Source organism: Streptomyces sp. NPDC001568 (assembly GCF_042893755.1).
Lineage (GTDB): Bacteria > Actinomycetota > Actinomycetes > Streptomycetales > Streptomycetaceae > Streptomyces.
In genome coordinates, this window is record NZ_JBIAVF010000056.1 from 1 (window position 1) to 2,843 (window position 2,843).

Annotated in this window: 3 protein-coding genes; all 3 read right to left on the reverse strand. The window is 69.3% G+C overall.

Translation table 11 applies throughout. The features are described 5' to 3' along the window. Window positions 1–765: adenosylhomocysteinase (locus tag ACFY0I_RS39905; protein ID WP_388904737.1), on the reverse strand; the 765-nt coding region annotated here is incomplete at its 3' end. Continuing rightward, a complete protein-coding gene (metF, locus tag ACFY0I_RS39910) occupies window positions 743–1,648 on the reverse strand; it encodes a methylenetetrahydrofolate reductase [NAD(P)H] (protein ID WP_388904739.1) in 906 nt (301 codons plus the stop codon). The genes metF and ACFY0I_RS39905, both read right to left, overlap by 23 nt. After that, window positions 1,645–2,843, reverse strand: a 1,199-nt coding sequence (locus tag ACFY0I_RS39915; RefSeq protein ID WP_388904740.1) for a vitamin B12 dependent-methionine synthase activation domain-containing protein, incomplete at its 5' end; no start/stop codon positions are given. The genes ACFY0I_RS39915 and metF, both read right to left, overlap by 4 nt.

The window sequence follows — 2,843 nt, forward strand, 5'->3', positions numbered from 1 at the left end:
GTTGATGCCGTCGATCAGGGAGTGGCGGCAGCCGTACTTGTTGTCGAACTTCGACTTGGTGACGGCGTCGTTCACGTTGATCGCCGGGAACAGCAACGCACCCGCCTGGTGCATCTCGTACAGGCGGTGGACTCCGGTGGTGGTCTCCTCGGTGACACCCCGGATGTCGGCCGCCAGCGCCGTCCAGTCGATGTCGGTGCGGCCCAGCAACGTCAGGATGTGCCCGTACTCCTCGTTGTCGGCCGTCGACGGGTCGGGAACGGTGCCCGCCTTCTGGAACTCGACACCCTTGTGGACCAGGAGGGTCGCGTCACCACCGTCGTCGAGGATCATGTTCGGGCCCGCGTGACCGGGCCAGGTCAACGCCTGCTCGGTGCACCACCAGTACTCCTCCAGCGTCTCCCCCTTCCACGCGAACACGGGGATCCCCGCGGCCGCGATCGCCGCCGCCGCATGGTCCTGCGTCGAGTAGATGTTGCACGACACCCACCGCACCTGCGCGCCCAGCGCGACCAGCGTCTCGATGAGTACGGCCGTCTGCACGGTCATGTGCAGGGAACCGGTGATCCGCGCGCCGGCCAGCGGCTGCGCGGCGGCGTACGCGCGGCGGATCGACATCAGACCCGGCATCTCGTGCTCGGCCAGGGTGATCTCCTTGCGGCCGAACGCGGCGAGGGACGGATCGGCGACCTTGAAATCGGTGAAGACCACCGACCCCGTCGGCTCCGTGATCTCCTGGATGTCAGTGGTGGGCTGCGAGGACATGCTGTGCGCTCCTTGATTCAAGTACGTTGCGGTGGATCTCAAGCGTCGCGGTGGAGCGGTTGAGAGTGATGTAGTGCAGGCCGGGTGCCCCTTCGGCCAGCAGCCGCCCTGCCATGGCGGTGGCGTACTCCACGCCGACGCGGTGGCCGGCGGCGGGATCGTCGCGCACGGCGTCGAGACGACGGGCCAGGTCCTCGGGGAAGGCGGCGTTGCTCAGCTCGGCGAAGCGCCGGATCTGGCGTACGTCGGTGGCCGGCATGATCTCCGGGATGACGGGGGTGTCGCAGCCCGCCGCCACGACCCGGTCCCGCAGCCGTAGGTAGTCCTCGACGTCGAAGAACATCTGCGTGAGCGCGTAGTCCGCGCCGGCCCGGCACTTGGCCACGAAGTGCCGGATGTCGCTCTCCCAGTCCGGTGAACGCGGGTGGCGCTCGGGGAACGCCGCCACGCCCACGCTGAACGCCCCCGAGGCCCGCACCAGCGACACCAGCTCGTGGGCGTGCCCCAACCCCTCGGGGTGCGCGATCCACGGGGCGTTCGGATCGCCGGGCGGGTCCCCGCGCAGCGCCAGCACGTCCCGTACGCCCGCGTCGGCGTACTGGCCGATGATGTGGCGCAGTTCGGCGACGGAGTGACCGACGGCCGTGAGGTGGGCGACCGGTCGCAAGGTGGTCTCGGCGGCGATGCGTTTGGTCACCTCGACCGTACGGTCCCGGGAGGAGCCGCCGGCTCCGTAGGTGACCGAGACGAAGGACGGTGCGAGCGGTTCGATGCGGCGGATCGCGTCCCACAGCACCCGCTCGCCGGCATCGGTCTTCGGTGGGAAGAACTCGAAGGAGAACGACGGCGCCCCGCTCTCCAGAACATCGCGCAGTGCGCTCATGTACGACCTCCGGCATTGAAGTAGCCGGCCTCGGGGTGGTGCAGGACGAGGGCGTCGGTGGACTGCTCGGGGTGGAGCTGGAACTCCTCCGAGAGGTGCACGCCGATCCGCTCCGGCCGGAGGAGGTCGGCGATCTTGGCGCGGTCCTCCAGGTCGGGGCAGGCCGGGTAGCCCAGGGAGTAGCGGCAGCCCTGGTACTCGGTGCGGAACATCCCGTCCATGACGGTCGGATCGGCGGCGGCGATGCCCAGGTCGGCGCGGACGCGGGCGTGCCAGTACTCGGCCAACGCCTCCGCCAACTGGACGGACAGGCCGTGCAGCTCCATGTACTCGCGGTAGGCGTTCGCCTCGAACAACTTGGCCGTCGCCTCGCCGATGCGGGAGCCGACGGTGACCACCTGGAGGCCGACGACATCGGTCTCCCCCGAGTCGTCCGAACGGAAGAAGTCCGCGAGGCACAGGTACCGGCCCCGGTTCTGACGCGGGAAGGTGAACCGGGTCCGCTGCGATCCGTTCTCGTCGAGGATGATCAGGTCGTCGCCCTTGGCGACGCACGGGAAGTAGCCGTGCACCACCGCGGCTTCGAGGAGGTTCTCGGTGTGCAGCTTCTCCAGCAGGCCGCGCAACCGCGGCCGGCCCTCGTTCTCCACGAGCTCCTCGTACGAAGGCCCGCCGCGCGCCGCCTTCAGTCCCCACTGGCCCTTGAACAGGGCGCTCTCGTCGAGCCAGGAGGCGTAGTCCTTGAGCGGGATGCCCTTGACCACGCGGGTACCCCAGAACGGCGGGGTGGGGACGGGGTTATCGACGGCCACATCGGAACGGCTCACGCGCTGCCCCTCGCCGGGCTCCGGTTCGGTGACGACCGCGGCCCTCGCCCTGACCCGCCGTTGCTTGAGCTCGGGCAGGACAACCCCGGGAACACCACGTTTGACGCCCATCAGGGCGTCCATCAGGCGTAGCCCTTCGAAGGCGTCACGGGCGTAGCGGACCTCGCCGGCGTAGATCTCGTGGAGGTCCTGCTCGACGTAGGCGCGGGTGAGGGCGGCGCCGCCGAGGATGACGGGGAAGCGGTCCGCGAGGCCCCGGGTGTTCAGCTCTTCGAGGTTCTCCTTCATGATCACGGTGGACTTGACCAGGAGTCCGGACATCCCGATGACGTCGGCGCGGTGTTCCTCGGCGGCTTCGAGGATCGCCG

What these genes read in the sequence shown, in the direction of transcription:
- metF (WP_388904739.1), bottom strand. Translation starts at nt 1,648, where the DNA reads ATGAGCGCACTGCGCGATGTTCTGGAGAGCGGGGCGCCGTCGTTCTCC.